This is a genomic window from Streptomyces sp. NBC_00237, from assembly GCF_026342435.1.
GTDB lineage: Bacteria > Actinomycetota > Actinomycetes > Streptomycetales > Streptomycetaceae > Streptomyces.
The window spans coordinates 246364-267023 of sequence record NZ_JAPEMT010000005.1; the positions used below are offsets into that span (position 1 = coordinate 246364).

At 71.9% G+C, this 20660-nt stretch carries 22 protein-coding genes; 6 read left to right on the forward strand and 16 right to left on the reverse strand.

Annotation, left to right across the window (positions count from 1 at the left end; all coding sequences use genetic code 11):
• Positions 1-99: 99 nt before the first annotated feature.
• Entirely contained in the window at positions 100-561 is a 462-nt protein-coding gene (locus OG897_RS36845; RefSeq protein ID WP_266664109.1) for a helix-turn-helix domain-containing protein, read from the forward strand.
• Here the strand turns inward: OG897_RS36845 and OG897_RS36850 are convergent.
• Positions 551-997, reverse strand: coding sequence for an Lrp/AsnC family transcriptional regulator (locus OG897_RS36850; protein ID WP_266664111.1), 447 nt, complete (start codon positions 995-997; stop codon positions 551-553). The two genes, OG897_RS36845 and OG897_RS36850, sit on opposite strands and share 11 nt — an antisense overlap.
• A gap of 93 nt (positions 998-1090) precedes the next feature.
• On the opposite strand from OG897_RS36850, the gene OG897_RS36855 reads away from it, so the two are divergent.
• Together OG897_RS36855 and OG897_RS36860 are read left to right on the forward strand one after the other, a co-directional pair.
• A complete protein-coding gene (locus tag OG897_RS36855) occupies positions 1091-1597 on the forward strand; it encodes a rhodanese-like domain-containing protein (protein WP_266664112.1) in 507 nt (168 codons plus the stop codon).
• A 48-nt stretch (positions 1598-1645) separates the two neighbouring features.
• Complete coding sequence (locus OG897_RS36860; protein WP_266664113.1) at positions 1646-2497, forward strand: SDR family oxidoreductase; 852 nt, start codon at positions 1646-1648, stop codon at positions 2495-2497.
• Here OG897_RS36860 and OG897_RS36865 read toward each other — a convergent pair.
• Genes OG897_RS36865 through OG897_RS36875 form a run of 3 tightly spaced genes read right to left on the reverse strand, consistent with a single transcriptional unit; the run spans position 2463 to position 5639 of the window.
• Positions 2463-3359 carry an ATP-grasp domain-containing protein gene (locus OG897_RS36865; protein WP_266664114.1) on the reverse strand — a complete coding sequence of 299 codons (897 nt, stop codon included), beginning with the start codon at positions 3357-3359 and terminating at the stop codon, positions 2463-2465. The genes OG897_RS36860 and OG897_RS36865 overlap by 35 nt on opposite strands.
• Before the next feature lie 37 nt (positions 3360-3396).
• Positions 3397-5088, reverse strand: a complete 1692-nt coding sequence (locus OG897_RS36870) for a DUF885 domain-containing protein (protein WP_266664116.1) — start codon at positions 5086-5088, stop codon at positions 3397-3399.
• A gap of 35 nt (positions 5089-5123) precedes the next feature.
• Complete coding sequence (locus OG897_RS36875) at positions 5124-5639, reverse strand: Lrp/AsnC family transcriptional regulator (protein ID WP_266664118.1); 516 nt, start codon at positions 5637-5639, stop codon at positions 5124-5126.
• 60 nt (positions 5640-5699) lie between these two features.
• Between OG897_RS36875 and OG897_RS36880 the strand changes: the two genes are divergently transcribed.
• Positions 5700-6995 (forward strand): PLP-dependent aspartate aminotransferase family protein, encoded by a 1296-nt coding sequence (locus OG897_RS36880; protein ID WP_266664120.1) that lies wholly within the window; start codon positions 5700-5702, stop codon positions 6993-6995.
• On the opposite strand, the gene OG897_RS36885 is transcribed toward OG897_RS36880, so the two are convergent.
• From OG897_RS36885 to OG897_RS36900, 4 genes are all read right to left on the reverse strand, one after another.
• Positions 6925-8364 (reverse strand): GNAT family N-acetyltransferase, encoded by a 1440-nt coding sequence (locus OG897_RS36885; RefSeq protein WP_266664122.1) that lies wholly within the window; start codon positions 8362-8364, stop codon positions 6925-6927. The genes OG897_RS36880 and OG897_RS36885 overlap by 71 nt on opposite strands.
• 143 nt (positions 8365-8507) lie before the next feature.
• Positions 8508-8849, reverse strand: coding sequence for a transcriptional regulator (locus OG897_RS36890; protein WP_266664124.1), 342 nt, complete (start codon positions 8847-8849; stop codon positions 8508-8510).
• Entirely contained in the window at positions 8846-9265 is a 420-nt protein-coding gene (locus tag OG897_RS36895) for a hypothetical protein (RefSeq protein ID WP_266664126.1), read from the reverse strand. The genes OG897_RS36890 and OG897_RS36895 overlap by 4 nt, the downstream gene beginning before the upstream one ends.
• A 120-nt stretch (positions 9266-9385) precedes the next feature.
• Positions 9386-10216: an alpha/beta fold hydrolase gene (locus tag OG897_RS36900; protein WP_266664128.1), complete on the reverse strand. Its 831-nt coding sequence runs from the start codon at positions 10214-10216 to the stop codon at positions 9386-9388.
• A 171-nt stretch (positions 10217-10387) separates the two neighbouring features.
• On the opposite strand from OG897_RS36900, the gene OG897_RS36905 reads away from it, so the two are divergent.
• Positions 10388-11290: an RNA polymerase sigma-70 factor gene (locus tag OG897_RS36905; protein WP_266664130.1), complete on the forward strand. Its 903-nt coding sequence runs from the start codon at positions 10388-10390 to the stop codon at positions 11288-11290.
• Positions 11291-11569: 279 nt separating this feature from the next.
• Positions 11570-12337 carry a GntR family transcriptional regulator gene (locus tag OG897_RS36910; RefSeq protein WP_266664132.1) on the forward strand — a complete coding sequence of 256 codons (768 nt, stop codon included), beginning with the start codon at positions 11570-11572 and terminating at the stop codon, positions 12335-12337.
• A gap of 130 nt (positions 12338-12467) precedes the next feature.
• Here the strand turns inward: OG897_RS36910 and OG897_RS36915 are convergent, their stop codons facing one another.
• From OG897_RS36915 to OG897_RS36950, 8 genes are all read right to left on the reverse strand, one after another.
• On the reverse strand, positions 12468-13643 hold the full coding sequence (locus tag OG897_RS36915) for an ROK family protein (protein ID WP_266664134.1): 1176 nt from the start codon (positions 13641-13643) through the stop codon (positions 12468-12470).
• Positions 13644-13748: 105 nt separating this feature from the next.
• Complete coding sequence (mug, locus tag OG897_RS36920) at positions 13749-14297, reverse strand: G/U mismatch-specific DNA glycosylase (protein ID WP_266664136.1); 549 nt, start codon at positions 14295-14297, stop codon at positions 13749-13751.
• 6 nt (positions 14298-14303) lie between these two features.
• The gene (gene purB, locus OG897_RS36925) at positions 14304-15746 is read right to left on the reverse strand and encodes an adenylosuccinate lyase (RefSeq protein WP_266664138.1); all 1443 of its coding nucleotides are present in this window, start codon (positions 15744-15746) and stop codon (positions 14304-14306) included.
• A 59-nt stretch (positions 15747-15805) separates the two neighbouring features.
• Positions 15806-16585 (reverse strand): SGNH/GDSL hydrolase family protein, encoded by a 780-nt coding sequence (locus tag OG897_RS36930; protein ID WP_266664140.1) that lies wholly within the window; start codon positions 16583-16585, stop codon positions 15806-15808.
• A gap of 106 nt (positions 16586-16691) precedes the next feature.
• The gene (locus OG897_RS36935) at positions 16692-17711 is read right to left on the reverse strand and encodes a hemolysin family protein (RefSeq protein WP_266664142.1); all 1020 of its coding nucleotides are present in this window, start codon (positions 17709-17711) and stop codon (positions 16692-16694) included.
• Positions 17708-19057 (reverse strand): hemolysin family protein, encoded by a 1350-nt coding sequence (locus OG897_RS36940; RefSeq protein WP_266664144.1) that lies wholly within the window; start codon positions 19055-19057, stop codon positions 17708-17710. Before OG897_RS36940 ends, OG897_RS36935 begins: the two co-directional genes overlap by 4 nt.
• A 216-nt stretch (positions 19058-19273) precedes the next feature.
• The gene (locus tag OG897_RS36945; RefSeq protein WP_266664146.1) at positions 19274-19708 is read right to left on the reverse strand and encodes a GNAT family N-acetyltransferase; all 435 of its coding nucleotides are present in this window, start codon (positions 19706-19708) and stop codon (positions 19274-19276) included.
• Positions 19709-19855: 147 nt separating this feature from the next.
• Positions 19856-20623 (reverse strand): class I SAM-dependent methyltransferase, encoded by a 768-nt coding sequence (locus tag OG897_RS36950; RefSeq protein ID WP_266664148.1) that lies wholly within the window; start codon positions 20621-20623, stop codon positions 19856-19858.
• Positions 20624-20660: the final 37 nt, after the last annotated feature.

Genomic DNA, 20660 nt, shown 5'->3' on the forward strand with positions numbered 1-20660 from the left:
GAGCAACGTCTTCGCCCGGAGGGGCAGGGGTGCGCGGGCGCGCCCGAGGACGCTGTTTCTGCCGGAGAAGGACTCACGGAGCGAAGGAGCGTAGGTGCCATGGCGGCGCTGCGGACGATGAGCGGGCACCCGGGGGCGAAGAACGTGCGGCAGTGCCTCGACTGCGGACGGGCCCTGAGCAGGTACAACGACGAAGACCGCTGCCACCAGTGCGTCCGCGGCCTCAGGGAGTCCCCGCCGGAACGCCCGCGCGTGCCGTCGTGGGTGTGGGAGCTGCCGGAGGTGCGGCGGGCGCTGCTGCGGCATGACTTCGGTTATGTGTGCATGCAGGTGCGAAGACACGCCTCGCTCCGGCAGGAGGACGTGGCGGAGCTGACCGGACTGAGCCAGGCGTTCCTGTCGATGCTCGAAGCGGGGGCGCGGCGGCTCACGAACATCGACAAGGTGGTGCGGCTGCTCGACGGCCTCGACGTGCCGATCGAGCTGACGGGCCCGATGCTCCGGAACCCGGCTGCCAGGCCCGCATCCGCCCCCTCGGGCCCCGGGGGTGCTAGAGGCTGATCGCCCGTCGCGGCAGCGGCGACGAGTACACCACGCTGGTCGTGACCGACCCGAGCGCCCCGATCCGCCCGGACACCTCCTCCAGGTGCTGCATCGACCGCGCGGCGACCTTGAGCACGAAGCAGTCGTCGCCCGTGACGTGGTGCGCCTCCAGGACCTCCGGCGTCACGTCGAGGAGGTCGTGGAAGGGCTTGTAGTTCCCGTGCGGGTACCGCAGCCGCACGAAGGCGAGGATCGGCATGCCGATCCGCTCCGGCTCGACCACGGCGGCGTACCCCGAGATCACCCCCGCCTCCTCCAGCCGTCGTACGCGCTCGGTCACGGCGCTCGACGACATCGAGACGGTCCGTGCCAGCTCGGCGAACGAGGCACGGCCTTCACGCTGCAGGGCTTCCAGGATGCGCCAGTCGGTAGCGTCCGCTGAATATCCGGTCATGCTCACAGACAACAGGGGAATCACCGGCAGATCAAGAGAAGTTCCGGGGGAATCCACTTCAGTGGGATGATCACTCCCCGTAGATTTTCAGCCATGACCAACACCACCGCGCACATCGCCCCGCAGGCCGCTCCCGCCGTCAACGCCGTCCTGCGGGTCCCGCCCGCTTCCCCCGCCGCTGCCGCCGCCCACTTCGGCGCGAGCCTCGCCTTCCACGCCGACGTCTCCGACGTCGCCTCCGCCCTGGCTGCCGGAGGCGACCCCGGCTTCGTCGTGATCGACTCCCGCAACACCGCCTCCTGGGACCAGGGGCACGTCCCCGGTGCCGTGCACCTGCCGACCGCCCTCATCCCCGAGCATGCCGAACGCCTCCTCGACAAGAGCGTCCCGGTCGTCACCTACTGCTGGGGCCCCGGCTGCAACGGCGCCACCCGTGCCGCCCTCGCGCTCGCCCAACTCGGCTACCAGGTCAAGGAGATGCTGGGCGGCATGGAGTACTGGATCCGGGAGGGCTTCGCGTACGAGACCTGGGAGGGCCGCCAGACCCCCACCGCCGACCCGCTGACGGCCCCGGTCGACTCCGACGACTGCGGCTGCTGAACCGAATGCGGTGGCCGTGGCGGGTGCGGCCTGAGAGGATTCCGGGCCATGCCCACCTTCCCGCACCCCGCCCCCGAAGACCTCCGCCGTGACCCGCGCCCCCTTCTCGGCCGTACCGCACTGGTCACCGGAGCCAGCCGGCGCGACGGCATCGGTTGCGCGGTGGCCCGCCGGCTCGCCGCGTACGGTGCGAGCGTCTACCTCCACCACCACGTCCCGCACGACGCCTCCCAGCCGTGGGGTGCGGACCCCGAAGGCCCCGAAGGCGTGGCCCAGGGCGTCCGCGAAGCCCGCAGTGACCCGGCAGCGGTCGTCGCCCACGGTCCCGGCGACCTGTCAGAACCGACGGCCCCCGCCGCCCTCATCGCCACGGCGGCGAAAGCTCTCGGCGGACGCCTCGACATCCTGGTCGCCAACCACGCCCTGAGCGGCGGGGACGGCACCCTCGACGAGATCGACGCGGCGATGCTCGACGCCCACTGGGCGATCGACACCCGCTCCGTGATCCTCCTCGCCCAGGCTTACGCACGCCTGCGCGCGAAGGCCCCGGCCGCTCCCGGCGGCCGCCTCCTCATGATGACCTCCGGCCAGGACCTCGGGGGCGGCATGCCCGGGGAACTCGCCTACGCCCTCGCCAAGGGCGCCCTCGCCTCCGCGACCCGCAGTCTCGCCACCACCCTCGCCGACCTCGGGGTCACCGTGAACGCGGTCAACCCAGGCCCCGTCGACACGGGCTACCTGTCAGGCTCCGACCACGCCGCCGTCGCGGCGATGTTCCCGGCGGGCCGCTGGGGCCTGCCGGACGACCCGGCCCGCCTCATCTCCTGGCTCGCCACGGACGAGGCCGCCTGGGTGACGGGCCAGGTCATCGACTCGGAGGGTGGCTTCCGCCGGAGCTGACGGCCGCACCCAACGCCTCGAACAGAACCCGGGCGTCGGCCCCTTCCGGCAGTCCGCTCACCTGCCCGTCCCCCACCTCCACGACCCGCCACTCGCCGTCCCCGCGCAGGGCGAGATCGGTGGTCACCCAACGGCAGCCGAGCGCCCGCACGGCCGGGCGCACCGCCGCGAGGTCCGGCTCGGGGGCGTCTTCGGGGGAGTCGGGGTGGGCGGTGACCAGCACCGCCTCCCCGTCCACCCACCAGACCCGGGCCTCTCCGCCCGGCACGAAGTGCTCGAACTCCCGCACCACGAGACCGCCCGCGAGGGAGTCCTCCTGGAGCGCGAAGAAGCGGTCCACGACGGCGGACAGGGCGGCGGTGTCCCGGAGTTCGGGCACGAAGCACGCCTCGTGCCACTCGTGCTTGCGGGACTTGACGAAGTCCTTCACCACGGCGGGCCCGTCCCGCAACGGGCGGACGAGCGCGTCCAGTCCTGCTCCCCGGGGCGGCCCGCCCGGCGGGCACTCCCGCCAGACGCTCCGTGGGGTGAGTGCGGTGAACTCCCCGTACCAACCGGGCAGTTCGTGCGCCGTACGGTACGCGTCGGCCCCGGTCAGCAGGGAGCAGCCGCGCTCCTCCATGCCGCGCGCCACCTCCTCGTACCGCCGGACGGGGATCATCCATCCCCGATACCAGTACGGCCCCGAGCCGCGCGGCACCCGGGCCAGCGCGGCCCCGACGTCACCGGCGAGCAGGGCGTCGTGGTCCAGCAACGACACCGCCCCGCCCGCCTGCCGTACGGCCGCCGCCTCCCCGGCGAACGCCGGATCGACCCGCCGCCCCGACAACGGATCCCCACACACCAGCCAACCGGCCTTCACGCTCTCCCCGCTCCCACGTCCGCCCGCCCCCGCACGGTCAGAGCTTCGACAGCTCGTCCACCAGATCGTCCAGCCCCAGCGAGCCCTGCGACAGCGCCGCCATGTGCCACGCCTTCAGGTCGAAGGACTCCCCGTGCGCCGCACGCGCGTTCTCGCGGCCCTTCAGCCACGCCCGCTCGCCCAGCTTGTAGCCGATCGCCTGCCCCGGCATCGACAGGTACCGGGTCATCTCGCTCTCGACGTAGTCTGCCGGACGCCCGCTGTGCAGCCCGAAGAACTCCTGCGCCAGGTCCGGCGTCCACCGCTCGCCCGGGTGGAACGGCGAGTCCGCCGGGATCTCCAGACCCAGGTGCATGCCGATGTCCACGATGATCCGCGTCGAGCGCATCATCTGGGCGTCCAGATAGCCGAGCCGCTGCTCCGCGTTCTTCAGGAAGCCCAGTTCGTCCATCAGACGCTCCGCGTACAGCGCCCAGCCCTCCGCGTTGGCGCTGACCATGCCCACCGACGCCTGGTAGCGCGACAGCCGGTCGGCCACGTGCGTCCACTGCGCGAGCTGGAGGTGATGACCGGGAACGCCCTCGTGGTACCAGGTCGACGTCAGGTCGTACACCGGGAAGCGGGTCTCGCCCATGGTGGGCAGCCAGGTGATCCCCGGACGGGAGAAGTCCTCGGAGGGATGCGTGTAGTACGGGGCCGCCGCCCCGCCCGGCGGAGCGATCCGCGACTCCACCTTGCGCACCCGCTCGGCGAGCTCGAAGTGCGTGCCGTCGAGCGCCTCGATCGCCTCGTCCATCAGCGCCTGGAGCCAGACCCGCACCTCCTCGACGCCCTCGATGTGCGTGCCGTGCTCGTCCAGCCAGGCCAGCGCCGCCCACGGGGTCGCGGCCCCCGGCAGGACCTTCTCGGCCTCGGTCCTCATCTCGCCGAGCAGCCGGTGGTACTCGCTCCAGCCGTACGCGTACGCCTCGTCCAGGTCCAGGTCGGCGCCGTTGAAGGCCCGCGACCACACGGCGTACCGCTCGCGGCCCACGGCGTCGGGAGCGTCCTTGACGGCGGGCGCGTACACGTCCCGCATCCAGTCGCGCAGCGCGACCACCGAGGCGGTCGCCGCACGGCCCGCCTCGTCCAGCTCCGCACGCAGTGCGTCCGGTCCTGCCGCCGTGAACTCCTCGAACCAGCCCCGCTCGTCTCCCGCCCACTCGGTGAGCTGCTCGATGAAGGTGGCGGTGGGCCGGGGGCCACCGAGCAGGCCCTGCTCCAGGCCGAGTTCCAGGCAGAGCCGGTAGCCCTCGAAGGCCGCCGGGACGGCGCGCAGCCGCTCGGCGACGTCCGCCCAGTCCTCGTCCGTCTCGGTCGGCGTGAGCGTGAACACCTCGCGGACGCTGTGCGCGGGGGAGTGGATGTTGCTGACCGTGCGCAGGTCCTCCTGCGCCGCGTGCACGGCGAGTTCGGCGGTCAGCCGCTCGCGCAGCAACCGCCCGCAGCGCCGTTCGGCCTCGGTGTCCGCGCCGGGCTGCCGCTCCGCCTCGTCCAGGACGGCGAGGGTGTGCCGGGCCAGTTCGGCGACGGCCTGGCGGCCCTCGGGGGAGAAGTCGGGGAGGGCACGGGAGCTGGCCCTGACCCCGAGGCCGGTGCCGATGATCGGGTCGAGGGTGATCAGGGCGTCGACGTACGCGTCGGCGACCTCGCGCGGGAGCGGGGTGCGAAGGGTGCTGTTGTCTGGCATGCGGCCATCCTCGTACGAAGAGGGGGCCCGCGTCACTACCGTTCTGTACCGGCCGCCGTTCGGCCCGTGACCTGGGGAGACGCCGGAGGCAGGAGGGGCCCGCAGTCCCACTGCTGGAAGATCAGCCGGGTTTCCACCCGGGCCACCTCGCGCCGCGACGTGAACTCGTCGAGCACCAGCCGCTGGAGGTCCGCGGCGTCCGCCACGGCCACCTGCACCAGATAGTCGTCTGGCCCCGTCAGATGGAACAGCGCCCGTGACTCGGGCAGCGCCCTGATCCGCTCCACGAACGGCCCGATCAGCTCCCGCCGGTGCGGACGCACCTGCACCAGCAGCAGGGCTTCGATGCCGCGCCCCAGCTTCGCGGGGTCGAGCCGCAGCTGATGCCCGAGGATCACCCCGGAACGGCGCAGCCTGGTCACCCGGTCCAGGCAGGTGGAGGGGGCGACGCCGACCTCGGCGGCGAGATCGCGGTACGTCGTCCGGGCGTCGTTCTGCAACAGGCGCAGAATGTGCAGGTCGACCGTGTCCAGTACGACGGAATCAGCCATTGGCCGAACGTAGCACGGCAGTTCGCTACGAGAACCCGCCGGATGTTCAGACTGCGCAGCATGACTGCCGCATCCCTGGCCGGTTCCGCCGCCTCCTCGCCCGCACCCCGGGCCCTCGCCACCCAGGCCGTCCACGCGGGCCGCGAAGACCTCGCCGCGCTCGGCGTGCACGCCGTACCGCTCGACCTGTCGACCACGTACCCCTCCTACGACAGCCGGGGAGAGGCCGCGCGCATCGACGCGTTCGCCGCGACCGGCGAACTCCCGGACGGGCCGCCGGTCTACGCCCGCCTCGACAACCCCACCACCGCCCGCTTCGAGGAGGCCCTCGCCACGCTCGAAGGCACGGACGCGGCCGTCGCGTTCGCCAGCGGTATGGCCGCGCTGACCGCCGTACTCCTGGTACGGGCCTCGGCGGGGCTGCGGCACGTCGTGGCGGTGCGCCCGCTGTACGGCTGTAGCGACCACCTGCTGACCGCCGGGCTCCTGGGCACCGAGGTCACCTGGGTCGACCGCAGCGACCCGGAGGGCATCGCGGAGGCGATCCGCCCCGACACGGGCCTGGTGATGGTCGAGACCCCGGCCAACCCGACCCTCGCGGAAGTCGACATCGAGGCGGTCGCCCGCGCCTGCGGACCGGTACCGCTGCTGGTCGACAGCACCTTCGCCACACCCGTCCTCCAGCGCCCCGCCGAACACGGCGCACGCCTCGTGCTGCACAGCGCGACCAAGTACCTGGGCGGGCACGGGGACGTGCTGGCCGGAGTGGTGGCGTGCGACGACGCGTTCGCGCGGCAGCTGCGTCAGGTGCGCTTCGCCACCGGCGGCGTCCTGCACCCGCTCGCCGGTTACCTTCTCCTGCGCGGCCTGTCCACGCTTCCGGTACGGATGAGGGCCGCCTCCGCGAACGCCTCCGAGCTGGCCCGTCGCCTCGCCGCCGACCCGCGCGTCGCCCGCGTCCACTACCCCGAACTGGGCGGCGCGATGGTCGCCTTCGAGGTGTACGGGGACCCGCACGCCGTGATCGCGGGCGTCCGCCTTATCACCCCGGCCGTCAGCCTGGGCAGCGTCGACACCCTGATCCAGCACCCGGCCTCCATCAGCCACCGCATCGTGGCCGAGGGAGACCGCCGCTCCTCGGGCGTGAGCGACCGGCTGCTGCGGATGTCGGTCGGCCTCGAGGACGTCGAGGACCTCTGGCGCGACCTCTGCGAGGCCCTCGCGGCGGCCGGTGCGGTCCCGCCCGACCACAAGGGCCTCAACTCCCCGTGGACCGAAGAGGCCCTCAACTCCTCTCGGACCGGGGCACGTACGGCAGACCTTCCTCGCGCCCGAGCCGAGGGCGTACCGGCTTAGCCACGGAGCCGAGCCGCGCCGTCACCACGAGCGTGCCCTCCTCTATCTGGTAGTCGAGGGGCAGTTCCAGCCCTCGCATCGACGCCACCATGCCTGTGTTGGACGCCTGGGTGACGGCGTACACGCTCGCGCAGTCCGCCTCGGCGGCCAGAGCGACCAGTCGGTTCAGCAGCTCGGAGCCGATGCCCCGCCGCTGCCAGGCGTCCTCGACGAGCAGGGCCACCTCGGTCTCGTCGCCGTCCCACAGCAGGTGCCCGAGGGCGACGAGCCGCCCGGACGCGGTCTGCACGGCGAGGGTGCGGCCGTACCGGGGGTTGAGCAGGTGCGTGAGATACCGGTCGGCGTCGCCCATCGGGCCGTGGTAACGGAGCCCCAGCGTCCGCTCGGAGCAGCGCTCGTGCATGGCGAGCGCCGCTTCGAGGTCGTCGGGCCCCGCTCGCCGCACGGTGATGGCGTTGCCCTCGGGCAGCGTCAGCACGTCCTGGCTGCGCGGCACCCGGGGCCCGAGCCGGGCGTCCAGCTCCACCAGCGCCCGCGCCCGCGCGAACTCCGTCGGCGTGAACGGCAGATACGGCCGCTCCAGGGTGATCGCCCCGCCGGACGGGTCCCGCAGCCGCATCACCGTCCCTTCGAGTACGCCCTCCACGGGTGCGGTCTGCCCGGACGGCCGCCCGGTCAGGGTCGTCGCGGGCAGCGAGTGGATGGTGCACCGCCCGAGCAACTGCCGCAGGGCGAGCGGGAGTTCAGCAGCGTCGAGCGCGGTCCGGGTGGCGAGCCCGAGCACCCGGGTCGGGGCGTCCACCAGGTCGTGCGCGTCGGCCCGCTCCAGCCAGGTGTCCTTGGCCCCGATGGCCGCGACCTCCCGGGACAGGTCCCGGATCTGGATCTCGGCGGGCGCCCGGAGCAGCAACTCGTCCACGGTGCCGTTGCCCAGCGGGTGCGTCTGGAGCGTCAGGATGTCGACGTCGAGCCGGGCGAGCACGGTGCACAGCGCGGCCAGCGAACCCGGCTCGTCCTTCACCGTCGTCCGCATCCGCCACAGCGAGGTCTCCCGGGGCTCCCGCGGTTCGGCTGCGTCGACGGGGGCGGACTCGCCCGGGCCAGGATCGGTCGGCGGTGCCGGAGGTGGTGCGTGGCTGTGCTTCCGTGCCCACCAGGTGTGGAACCCGGCGGTGGCCGCGAGAGCCACCGCCGAGGCGATGAGCAGTACGGGCCCGTCGGGACCGTGCACGATCATGTTCGCGATCGAGTCGGCGACCGCCACCGCCGTGAAGAGAGCCGCCAGCTCCACGAGGTCGCGCCGCCAGTGATGGCGCCTGGTCCGGCCTGCCGGGGAAGGGGTTGCCGTGGGGCAATTCGTGTCCGTCATGGCAGCACTCTTGCTCAGCGGTGTTGCGTGATCACGAACGGTTTGTGACTGATGGGTTAAGTGTGGATCTGGTCGATTCGCCGCGATTTCCGGCGCGGAGAGACCGGAGCTGTCCACTCCCGTGACGGGTTACGTTCACCAGGTCAGGCCGGTGCGTCAAGCCCCTGGTCCCCGGCGATCGCCCGCAGTGCGGCCAGGTGTTGACGGTACACCGTCCGTCCCTCGTCGCTCAGCCTGAGCCACGTCCGGGGCCTCCGCTCGATCCGCCCCTTCTCCACGGTCACCCACCCCGCCTCCTCCAGCGCCGCCACCTGCTTCGACAGCACCGAGTCGGACACCTCGACCAGGTCCCGCACGAAGCTGAACTCGGCCTTGTCCAGCGGAGCGAGCGCCGCCACCACGGACAGCCGCACCGGCGAGGTCAGCAGTGGTGCCAGCGCGTGCCGGGGGTGCGACCCCTGCCTCTCACCGCCCGCACCGCTCACGCGGTCCTCCGTATCTCGAACCAGGCCCCTGCCGCGAAGGGCAGAAGGCAGGCCAGGGTCGCCACCGCCGCGAACGGAACGCTGCCGTGCCAGACGGTTGACCCGAGCCAGGACGTGGCCACGAAGGCCGCCGCCCAGGTGCCGATCACCGTACCGTGCCGCCAGCCGAAGCCGGGTCGGACCGTGCGTTGCCGGGCCACGTACGCGCTGAGGACGATCACCATCACCGTGTTCAGCCCGACGGACACCTGGGCGCCCAAGGGGTGCGGCAGCAGGACCAGTGCCGGAACGATGACCAACTGCGCAGCCCCGTACGGCAGGAGGAAGCGGAGGTACCACCCGCTCCTGCGCCACGCGGTGGTCTCCAACGCCCCGACCCTTCGCAAGGCTGCTGCGGCATCGCCGTACTCACTCATGCTTCCCCCTCGGAACTGCTGACGGTCTTCTTTCTTTCCAGAGTGGCATCCACTTTCCAGGTTGGCAAGTAGCTCGTCAGGGTGAAGCCCGGAGGGGGGTGGTCGTAGGCCCCCGCGGCCTCAGCGGCTCGTGTCGAGAATGACCCTCGCCACCGCCGCCGGATCGTCGTTCATCGGGACATGCCCGCACCCGGGCAACCGCACCAGCCGCGCCCCCGGAACGACCCCCTTCGCCCGCACCCCCTGCCGCCGCACCAGCAGCCGGTCCCTCGTCCCCCACGCCACCGTCACCGGCACGTCCCGCACGTCGTCCAGGAACCGCACCTTCAGCCCGGCCGCGAGCGTCGGCTCGAACCCCGTCGCCTCCCGCAGCGCGACCGTCTCCGCGACCACGGCCTCCGGCGTCCGCCGTCCCGGCTTCGCGTAAATGGTGCTCGTCAGCGCGAACCGCCCCGCCTCGCTCTGCGACAGCCGCTCGATCATCGCCAACGGCATCGCCCGCGCCGCCACCCGCATCCCCCGCAGCGTCCCGAACGCGTACCGCCGCTCGGCCTGCGTCCAGAACCCCGCAGGGGACAGCGCCGTCACCGACCGCGCCAGCTTCTCCCGCCCCATCTCCAGTGCGAGCAGCCCGCCGAGCGAGTTCCCCGCGACGTGCGGCCGCTCCACCCCCAACTCCCGGCAGAACGCGCCGAGCACTGGCACCACGGCCCCCAGCTCGTACGAGATTCCGTCAGGCAGCGACGGCGAAGCCCCGAACCCCGGCAGGTCGACGGCGATCACGTCGCGCTCCGCAGCCAGCGCGGACAGCACCGGCTCCCACGCCTGCCAGTGGTGCCCTATGCCGTGCAGCAGGAGCAGCGGCTCGCCCTGCCCCCGGCGCTCGTACGACACGGACGCGGTGCGCGGGCCGCCGGGGGACTCGACGGCGAACTCGACGGTGGCGGTCATGGGGACTCCCTGGGGTCGGGGGCGGGGATGGGTCGACGAAGCGGTGCCCGAAGTCGGCTTAGACACTCTGTCAGCAACAACTACCCTTCGGTAGCTTGGAGTTCAAGGGTGTGGCCGAAGCCGCTTCCGTCCGGTCTGGACACCGTGGTCGACGTGGGCTGGGATGGGACGATGACCGCCGACACCGCCGCCGAGGCGGCCGACGCCGCAGCCCTGTTCGAAGAGCACCGATCCGTCCTGACCGGTGTCGCCTACCGCATGCTCGGTCGCGTCGCCGACGCCGAGGACGTCGTGCAGGAGGCGTGGCTGCGCTGGTCGTCGGAGGACCGCGAGGACGTCCGTGCCCCGCGCGCGTATCTCGTACGGATCACCACGCGCCTGGCCATCGACCGGCTGCGGCACGTGCAGTCGCGCCGCGAGGCGTACGTCGGCCCCTGGCTGCCCGAGCCGCTGGCCACCGACCTCGGCACGGACGTCCCCGACACCGCCGACCGCGCCGTCCTCGCCGAGTCCGTCTCCCTGGCCGTCCTGGTCGTCCTCGAATCGCTCTCGCCGCTGGAACGCGCCGTGTTCGTCCTGCGCGAGGCGTTCGGCTTCCCGTACGGGGAGATAGCGGCGGCCCTCGACAGGTCGGACGCGGCGGTGCGTCAGCTCGCGGGCCGGGCGCGCAAGCACGTGGACGAGCGCAAGCCGCGCTTCGACGTGGACCCCGTCGAGCGCCGCGAGATGACCGAACGGTTCCTCGCCGCGGCCGGCGGCGGCGATCTCGGCGACCTGCTCACCCTGCTGGCCCCCACGGCGCGGCTGGTCGGCGACAGCGGCGGCAAGTCGCGGGCGCCCCTGCGGATCGTGGAGAGCGCCGACAAGGTGGCGCGCTTTCTGCTGGGCGCCGCCAAGAAGTCCGTCCCGGGAATGGAGGTCCGGCTCACCGAATTCAACGGCGGCCCCGCCCTCCTCTTCCTCTCCGGCGGCCGCCCCGACAGCTTCTTCCAACTGGACGTCGCCGACGGACTCATCCAGACCGTCTACATCGTGCGAAATCCCGACAAACTCGCATCACTCATGCCGGAATAGGCGCTTCCAGATTTGTCGTACGCCCCACTGCCCCGCTTCCGTCCGCCGGATGCGGGGCAGTTTGCGGCTCTGTGAACGGTCCGTGACGTACGCGCATTTCGCTCCCCCGCTTCCATAACCTCCGTAAAGGAAGGCGGATTGGTCTTGACCAAGTAGGGGGGTCGACCTATGGTCGCAGAGTTAGTGCAAGGACCTTTAATAAACAAAGGCGTGGAACGGCGTTCGGGCCTGCGGACGTCTCGGAGTGCCGCAAGGACGCGGCGATTGCGGAGGATCAGGGTGGGGACCACGCAGCTCGAAACGGTGCCGGAGCCGAAGTACTGGCACCTCAAGACCGTGCTCAGCGAGGCGCTCGACTCCGACTTCTCGGTCGGCGAGATCCTCCCCAACGAGCGTGACCTCGCGGCCCGCTTCGGCGTCGCCCGTGCCACGCTCCGCCAGGCCCTCGAACAGCTGGAGCTGGAGGGCCGACTGCACCGCCGCCGAGGCGTGGGCACCACGGTGGCCCCGCCCCGCATGGGTGTCGACGTGTCGACCTCCCAGCACGCCTGGCCCGGCACGGCAGGTGACGCCTGGCAGCCCGTCGACTCCTCGGTCGCCGTGCCTCCCGCCGCAGTCAGCCGCATGCTCGGAACGGCCGTCCGGGAGGAGCTGCACGTCGTGCGCCGCACGCGCATGACGCACGGCCAGCCGGTCGCCGCCGAACTGCTCTACGTACCCCTCGCCTCGGTGCCCGAACTCCCGGCGCTGGACGCCCCGTCGGGCCAGGTCCGCGCCCGCAGCGTGCTGCGCGAACTCCAGCTCCTCGGACTGGAGGGCCAGGACCGCGCCGTCGAACTGGGCTCCGCCCGCGCCGACGACGCCAAGGAGCTGGACCGGCTGCCCGGCGCTCCCGTCCTGGTCGTCACCACCCGCTACTTCGCGGCGGGCCGCACCGCCGCCGTGTCCGTGGCGACGTACCGCGCGGACACCTGCCGCCTGACCTTCGGGGACTCGGGCGACCTGGAGATAAGCCACCACGACAGCCCGGCCGCCCACGCGTCCTGACCTGCCGATCTCCTCCGTACGGCCCGCCACCGGGAACTCCGGGTGCGGGCCGTACGTATTGAAGAGGTACACAGCCAAGAAGAGCTCAACCAAGAAGAACTCAGCCAGGGGAAACTCAGCCAAGAAGAACTCAGCGCCGCGCCGTCACCGTCGTCTCCACCGCGAACAACTGCTCCTCCACATGGTCCAGCGCGAGGCGCAGCGCCCCCGTCGCCACCGACGCCTCGCCGAGCAGCGACAGCGCCACCCTCGGCGGACGCAGGCAGAACCGCTCCAGCTCCGCGCGCAACGGGTCCAGTACGCCGTCAAGACCGGCCGCCCACCCGCCGACCACCACCAGCTCCGGATCGAGCGCCAGCACCAGCGCCGCCACGTCGTGCACCAGCCGCTGAAGGAACCTGTCCATCGCCGCCCGCGCCTGTACGTCCCCCTGCTTGGCCTGGGCGAACACCGCCGCCACCGCCTGCTCGTCCAGCGGGTGCAGCGGCTCGTCCGTCGTGGACAGCAGGCTTTCGGGCCGGGCCTCGCGCCCCAGCAGGTGCAGCGCGCCGATCTCTCCGGCCGCGCCGCCGTACCCCCGGTGCAGCCGCCCGCCGATCAGCGACCCCGCCCCCGGGCTCAGCCCGGCCAGGACGAAGACCATGTCGTCGGTGTCCTGCCCGACGCCCTTCCAGTGCTCGGCCACGGCAGCGGTGTTGGCGTCGTTCTCCACCAGCACCGGGCAGCGGAAGGACCGCCGCAGCCGTTCGCCCAGCGGCAGCCCGGTCCACCCGGGCAGCGCCGTACCGAGGCGTACCGTGCCGTCGGCCTCGACGATGCCGGGGCTGCCGACGCCGACCGCCCGCAGCGAGCTGCGCGGCACTCCGGCCCGGCGCAGCACGTCCGCGACCACGGTCCGTACCCGCTCCAGCCGGTCGTCCGCACTCGCGGACTCGTCGACCTCGCGCGACCCCGCGCCGACGATCCGCCCGTCGAGACCGGAGATCAGCGCCGACACCCGGTGCGGCCCGATCTCGATGCCCAGCAGGTGCCCCGCCTCGGCCCGGAACCGGAACCGCCGCGCGGGCCGCCCCTGCCGTTTCGCAGCGCCCTCTTCGGCGACCGAGGCAGCCGACTCGACGACGAGCCCGGCCTCGATGAGCCCCTCGACGACGCCCTCGACGGTCGGCCGGGAAAGCCCGGTGATCCGGGTCAGGTCGGTCAGGGTGGGGGAGTCCGCGTAGTCCGCGCCGCGCAGTGCGTGCAGCACCACCGCGGAGTTGATCCGCCGCAACAAAGAGGGGTCCCCGCCGGTCAGCCGCCCCAACGTGTCCTCCCAGCTCGTACGCGTGTGTGCTGCTGGATCGTATCTGCTGGTGACAGGCCGGGGCGAGTCAGGCCGTACAAAGCGGAACCGGATCGTTGCGGGGCGCTACGTGTCCGCAACGTCTGCGGACGCTTCGCGCAGGCGTGCGTACTCCTCCGCCATCGCCTCCAGGCTCCAGTGCGCGTTGAGCCCGCTGGGGTTGGGCAGCGCCCAGACCCGCGCCCCGCCGATGGTCCGCTCCTGCGGCCCGATCCGCGCCTTCTTCTCGTCGAACGCCGTGCGGTACGCGGTCACACCGACCACCGCCAGCCACACCGGCCGCAGCCGCTCCACCTTCTCGGTGAGCAGCCGCCCGCCCTCGCGGTACTCCTCCGCGCTCAGCTCGTCCGCCCGGGCGCTGGCCCGCGCCACGACGTTGGTGATGCCGAGACCGTACGAGAGGAGTTCGTCCTGTTCGGACGGCTGCAACTGGCGCGGAGTGAAGCCCGACCGGTGCAGCACCGGCCAGAACCGGTTGCCGGGGCGGGCGAAGTGGTGACCGGTGGCCGCCGACATCAGCCCCGGGTTGATGCCGCAGAACAGCACGCGCAGACCGCCCGCGACCACGTCGGGGATGACGCGGTCGCGGGCGGCCCGGAGCTCCTCAGGAGTCACGGTGCCTCAGAGGATCGAGCCGGGGGTGTACGCCGCCGCCTCGGGGTGCTGCTTGACGATCTCCTCGATACGGGCGACCAGCACGCCCACCTGCTGCCCCGCGGCCCCCGTGAACGACAGCTTGTCCGCCATCAGCTCGTCGAGCTGTGCGCGGTCCAGCGGCATCCGGTCGTCGGCGGCGAGCTTGTCGAGCAGCTCGTTGCGCTCGGCGCCCTGCTCCCGCATGGCCAGTGCGGAGGCCACCGCGTGCTCCTTGATGACCTCGTGCGCGGCCTCCCGGCCGACCCCGGCCCGTACGGCGGCCATGAGCACCTTGGTCGTGGCGAGGAACGGAAGGTAGCGGTCCAGCTCACGGGCGACGACCGCGGGGAACGCCCCGAACTCGTCCAGCACCGTCAGGAAGGTCTCCAGGAGGCCGTCGAACGCGAAGAACGCGTCCGGCAGCGCGACGCGGCGGACCACGGAGCAGGACACGTCGCCCTCGTTCCACTGGTCGCCCGCCAGCTCGCCGGTCATCGACGCGTACCCGCGCAAGATGACCATCAGGCCGTTGACGCGCTCGCAGGAGCGGGTGTTCATCTTGTGCGGCATCGCGGAGGAGCCGACCTGCCCGGGCTTGAAACCCTCGGTGACCAGCTCGTGGCCCGCCATCAGACGGATCGTCTTGGCGACGGAGGAGGGGGCACCGGCCAGCTGCACCAGCGCGGTCACCACCTCGTAGTCGAGCGAGCGCGGGTAGACCTGGCCGACCGAGGTGAAGGCGTGCGCGAAGCCGAGGTGGCCCGCGATGCGCTGCTCAAGATCCGCCAGCTTCTCGGCGTCGCCGCCCAGCAGGTCGAGCATGTCCTGCGCGGTGCCGACCGGGCCCTTGATGCCGCGCAACGGGTAGCGGCCGAGGAGCTCCTCAAGCCGTCCGTACGCGACGAGCAGTTCGTCGGCGGCGGTCGCGAAGCGCTTGCCGAGGGTGGTGGCCTGCGCTGCCACGTTGTGCGAACGGCCCGCCATGACCAGCTCGGCGTACTCGCCCGACAGCTTGCCCAGGCGTGCGAGGACGGAGACCGTGCGGTCCCGCATCAGTTCGAGCGAGAGCCGGATCTGGAGCTGCTCGACGTTCTCGGTGAGGTCGCGGGACGTCATGCCCTTGTGGACCTGCTCGTGCCCGGCGAGGGCGTTGAACTCCTCGATCCGCGCCTTCACGTCGTGGCGCGTGACCTTCTCGCGCTCGGCGATGGAGGCCAGGTCGACCTGGTCGAGCACGCGCTCGTAGTCGGCGATGGCGGCGTCCGGAACCTCGATGCCGAGGTCCTTCTGCGCACGCAGTACGGCCAGCCACAGCTGGCGCTCCAGCTTGACCTTCTGCTCGGGGGACCACAGGACGGCGAGCTCCGCGGAGGCGTAGCGGCCGGCCAGGACATTGGGGATGCGAGGCTTCGCACTTACAGCAGTCACGTAAACAGATTCTACTGGCGGTTTGTGCAGGCCAGGGCCACGGGTTCGTTCGTACGTTGCTACGAGAGGGGCCCGTCGTACGGAACCAGCTCCGGCCTCTTCGCCGGGCGGCCGTCGCCCGAGGAGCGTCCCGACATCCTGCGCCCGATCCACGGCACCAGGTGTTCCCGCGCGAACCGCACGTCGCTCACCCGGCGCGCGACCCACTTCGGGGGCCTCGCGAGGGGCAGCGGGGACAGCCAGTCGTCCTCAGCGTCCAGGCCGAGAGCCTGCCAGACCGCTTCGGCGACCCTGCGGTGCCCCTCGGCGGTCAGGTGCAGCCGGTCCACGTCCCACATCCGCTGGTCGCCGAGGACGGCTGCCCCGTACAGGTCGACGACCACCGCGTCGTGCCGGGCCGCCAGCTCGTCGACGAGGACGAAGAGTTCCTCCATGCGCGGCCGGAAGCGCTCCATGACCGGGCCGTTGCGCCCCGGGCTGCGCATCAGGACGAGCTGCTTGCAGGAGGGAGCCAGGATCTCGACGGCCTCGGTGAGCTTGGCGCGCACGCGTCCCATGTCGACCTTGGGGCGCAGGGTGTCGTTCAGCCCGCCGACCAGCGTGACCACGTCGGCCTTCATCGCGGCGGCGAGCGGTGCCTGCTCGTCGGCGATCTGCGCGATGAGCTTGCCGCGCACAGCGAGGTTCGCGTACCGGAAGCCGGGCGTGCGCGCGGCCATCCGGGCGGCGAGCAGATCGGCCCAGCCGCGGTAGGAACCGTCGGGCAGGAGGTCGGACATTCCCTCGGTGAAGGAGTCGCCGACCGCGACGAGACTGGTGTAGGTGGCATTCATCTCCATGGCGGAGTGATCGTACCCAATCGCTTCCGGGCGTGCGCGGTCGGGAAACGACAACTGCCGGGCCCCCTCCCGAAGGAGGGGGCCCGGCAGCGTCACGCGACACGGACTACGCCTGCTGCGGCGGCCCCACCAGCTCCCGCAGCACGTCCTCCATGGTGACCAGACCGGCCGGGCGGCCGTCCTCGTCGGCCACCGCGGCCAGATGCGTACGGCTGCGGCGCATGGCCGTCAGTACGTCGTCCAGCGGCGTCTGCGCCTTCACCCGCGCGATCGGCCGCATCGCCGTCACCGGGAACGGCAGGTCGCGCGGTACCGCGTCCAGGGCGTCCTTCACGTGCAGGTAGCCCAGGATCCGCCGGTTCGCGTCGAGCACAGGGAAGCGGGAGAACCCGGACTCGGCCGACAGCCGCTCCAGCTCCTCCGGCGTCGTCCCGACCTGCGCGTACACGACGCGCTCGACCGGCATGACGACGTCCCGCACCGGGCGGCGGCCCAGCTCCAGGGCGTCCCGCAGCCGCTCGGCGGCCCGGTCGTCCAGAAGTCCCGCGTCCTCGGTGTCCTTGACCAGCCGGGCCAGCTCGTCGTCCGAGAACGTCGCCGCGACCTCGTCCTTGACCTCCACCTTCAGCAGCTTCAGCAGCACGTTGGCGAAGGAGTTGATCGCGAAGATCACCGGACGCAGCGCCCGTGCCAGGGCCACCAGCGGCGGGCCGAGGAGCAGAGCGGTCTTCGTCGGCTCGGCCAGCGCGATGTTCTTCGGCACCATCTCGCCGAGCAGCATGTGCAGGTACGTGGCCAGCGCCAGCGCGATCACGAAGGAGATCGGGTGCGTCAGCGCGTCCGGCACGCCCACCGCGTGGAACGCGGGCTCCAGCAGGTGCGCGATGGCGGGCTCGGCGACGATGCCGAGCACCAGGGTGCAGAGCGTGATGCCGAGCTGGGCGGCCGCCAGCAGCGCGGAGACGTGTTCCAGGCCCCAGATGACGCTGCGCGCCCTGCGGTTACCGGCCTCGGCCTCCGGTTCGATCTGCGAACGCCGCACCGAGATCAGCGCGAACTCCGCGCCGACGAAGAAGGCGTTGACGACCAGCGTGAGCAGGCCGATGAGGAGCTGTACGGCGATCATCGTCCGGCCTCCGACTGCTTCGCGCCCTGCACGTCGTCGGAGGGGAGCGGCGCGTGCATCAGCACCCGGGCCGCCCTCCTGCCGCTCGCGTCCACCACGTCCAGCCTCCAGCCGGACAGCTCCACGCGGTCACCCGCCTCGGGGATGCGCCCCAGCTCGTTGGCGATCAGCCCGGCCAGGGTCTCGTACGGGCCCTCCGGCACGCGCATTCCGATCCGTTCCAGCTGGTCGCAGCGGGCGGCGCCGTCCGCCGACCACAGGTCGTGGCCCTCGGTGTCCTCGCCCGCGCGGGCGAGGTCGGGGGTCTCGTGCGGGTCGTGCTCGTCGCGCACCTCGCCGACGACCTCCTCGACGATGTCCTCCAGCGTGACCACACCGGCCGTGCCGCCGTACTCGTCGATGACGACGGCCATCGTGCGCTTGCCCGACAGCCGGTCCAGCAGCTTGTCGACGGTCAGCGTCTCGGGTACGAGCAGGGGCTCGCGCACCAGCTCGGTGACCGGGTGGCGGGGCCTGCGGTCGGCGGGCACGGCCAGGACGTCCTTGATGTGGACCAGGCCGACGACGGAGTCCAGGCTGCCCCGGTACACGGGGAAGCGGGACAGCCCGGTCGCCCGGGTGGCGTTCGCGACGTCCTCGGCGGTGGCCTGCACGTCCAGCGCGGTGACCTGCACGCGCGGGGTCATCACGTTCTCGGCGGTCAGCTCGGCGAGATTGAGCGTACGGACGAACAGCTCGGCGGTGTCGGCCTCCAGCGCGCCCTCCTTCGCGGAGTGGCGGGCCAGGGCGACCAGCTCCTGCGGGCTGCGCGCGGACGCCAGCTCCTCGGCGGGCTCCATGCCGAAGCGGCGCAGGATCCGGTTGGCCGTGTTGTTGAGGTGGCTGATCAGCGGCTTGAAGGCGGCCGTGAACAGGCGCTGCGGGGTCGCCACGACCTTCGCGACGGCCAGCGGCGAGGAGATCGCCCAGTTCTTGGGGACCAGCTCGCCGACGACCATCAGAACGACGGTCGACAGCGCGGTGCCCAGCACCAGGGCCACCGAGGAGGCCACGGTGGGGGACAGGCCGATCGCCTCGACCGGGCCCTTGAGCAGCTTGGAGATCGACGGCTCGGAGAGCATGCCGACGAGGAGGTTGGTGACGGTGATGCCGAGCTGCGCGCCGGAGAGCTGGAAGGTCAGACCGCGTACGGCCTTCAGGGCGCTCTCGGCACCCCGCTCGCCCCGCTCGACGGCCCGCTGCAAGTCGCCGCGCTCCACGGTCGTCAGCGAGAACTCCGCCGCGACGAAGGCACCGCAGATCAGCGAGAGCAGTACCGCCACGAGGAGCAGAAGCACTTCAATCATCGGTTCACCTCCGTCCCATGATCGATCAGGGTCAGGAGGATCGCGCGATGTCGGCTACTACTGGGAGGCTCGCCCATGGGCGGACGCTCACACCTTTCAAGGAGACGGTGAACCGGGGCGCGGCGGCTGCCGGGCCCCCTGGTTCAACAAGAATGAGCCACCCATGGTAAACGATCGGTAAAGCTGCTGGTAAGAGGGTTGGTCGTCGGATCGGGTTCAGGGAGTGAGCGGCTTGACCCAGCGGGACCACTGCGGCTCGGGCGCGTACCCCGCCGCCCGCCACGCGGGGTGCGCCGACTCGTTCGCGTCCAGCACCATCGCGTCCCCGCGCCGCCCGCCGAGCGCGGCGAACCGCTCCTCGGCCGCAGCGAGGAGGGCCCGCGAGATGCCCTGCCGACGGTGGCCGGGGTGGACGGCCAAACGGTAGAGCGAGCACCGCCAGCCGTCGAAGCCCGCTATGACAGTGCCCACCGGTTCGCCGTCGCGCTCCGCCAGGATCAGCGCCTCGGGGTCGCGCGCGACCAGCCGCTCGACGCCGTCCCGGTCGTCGCTGATGCTGGTGCCCTCGGCGGAGGTCTTCCAGAAGGCGAGGACGGCGTCGAGGTCGGCGGGGGTGGCGGGGCGGAGCCGGATGCTCGCAAGATCACTCATGGGGGCATCCCACCACCGGGCCGCGACCGGGGTCGAGCGGGTTTCCCGCCAGGCGATCGGATGCCGCGCAGCTCCTCGATACCGGCCGTCTCGTGCTCCTGCGTGACGTACCCGGCGCCGATGCCCGTCCGGTATTGGCTTTCGGACCTAACTTCCGGCCGGACGCCTCGCCGTTCCCAGCACGCACGCCGACGACGGCAGCCTCGGCCCCTTCTCGGGTACGTTCACCCGCCGGTGGGGGCCGAGTTCGAAGCCTGCCGACCGGATCGAGGCGAGGGGGTCACGGGCGGTGTGGCAGTTGCCGAACAACAGGGGCCACACGGTCGTGTCCAGGACCCGCTGAAGCACCGCCATGCCGCGCCGCTCGTCCCTGCCGTGCTCGAAGAAGCGCAGCTCACCGCCGGGACGCAGCACCCGCTTCGCCTCCACGAGAGCCCGGTCCACGCTCCGTACGCTGCACAGCACCAGGGAGAACACCACCGCGTCGTACGCCTCGCTCTTGACCGGCAGGGCCTCCGCGGCACCGGGCACAACGTCCACCGGAACGTCCGTCCGCAGCGCCTCCTCCAGCGCCAACTGCCGCAGGGAGCGCTCCGGTTCGATGGCGACGACCTCCGAGACGGTCGCCGGGTAGTGCGCGAAGTTCAGCCCGTTGCCCGCGCCGACCTCCAGCACCCGGCCGGACAGCCCGGACAGCAGTTCCGCCCGGTGTGCGGCGATGCCGCCGCGAAGGTCGGCGGACACGCTGAGCCGCGCGTACACCCGGGCGAACAGGGGGTGGTGCACGGCGTCGTGCGGGACCTTGCGGTTCCGGCCCGTGACGGCCTTGGCAGCCTCGACGGCCTTGACGCGCCTGATGCCCCTGATGCCCTTCGGGCCCCTGAGTCCTTTGAAGAAGTGTGGACGTACGGCCATCGCGGACCTCCTCCGTGGAGTCCGTGGACTCCGGGAT